This is a genomic window from Kocuria subflava (assembly GCF_012163155.1).
Classification (GTDB): domain Bacteria; phylum Actinomycetota; class Actinomycetes; order Actinomycetales; family Micrococcaceae; genus Kocuria; species Kocuria subflava.
Window position 1 is genome coordinate 1 of the sequence record NZ_JAAVUN010000118.1, and the last position, 726, is coordinate 726.

At 66.3% G+C, this 726-nt stretch carries 2 pseudogenes; both read right to left on the reverse strand.

Annotated elements, in window-relative coordinates:
• Positions 1–323, reverse strand: a pseudogene (locus GTW58_RS13285) (UDP-N-acetylglucosamine 1-carboxyvinyltransferase); the annotation flags it as partial.
• A gap of 190 nt (positions 324–513) precedes the next feature.
• A pseudogene (locus GTW58_RS13290) lies at positions 514–726 on the reverse strand (3-isopropylmalate dehydratase small subunit); the annotation flags it as partial.

The window sequence follows — 726 nt, forward strand, 5'->3', positions numbered from 1 at the left end:
GTGTGCAGCAGCGGACCGCACAACAGGATCGGGATGCGCGAATCGCCCGCGTGGGCGTCGATGTCCGCGTAGCGGGCGCGGGTCACGTTCGATGGATCCAGGGTCAGCGCACCTTGACCGTCGTTGTTGACCTCGACGCCGTGGAGAGCCACCAGGTCGGTCACGACCTTGACGTCCTTGATCTCCGGCACGTTCTGCAACACGGAGGGCGTGGAGCCGAGCAGTGCGGCGACCATGGCCTTGGGCACGAAGTTCTTGGCGCCGCGCACCTCGATGGTGCCTTCCAGCGGAACGCCGCCGGTGATCTGCAGTGCGCTGGTCATGGTCTCCCGATCTGTCGTCGATGCCCTCTGTCCTCCGAGGGCAGTGCCGAGCCTTGCCCCGGATTCAGCACTGCCCCATCTTAGGGGTGATTGACGGGCGTTCGACGACGCCGCGCGTGGGTCGCGGCCAGTTCGCCTACTCACCCGTAGCTTCACCCCGTCCACGTTCTCTCGGAGAGCCAGGTCCGATTCAGGTTCGCGCTGGTAGCGTCCGCGGCAGCCAGGCCGGACGCTGCCGCTCATAAGCGGCGATGTCCTCTTCGTGCTGGAGCGTGAGACCGATGTCGTCCAAGCCCTCGATGAGCCGCCAGCGCGTGTAGTCGTCGATCTGGAACGGGACCGTGAGTGATCCCACGCTCACCGTGCGCGCTTCCAGGTCCACCGTGACCTCGGTTCCGGGCTC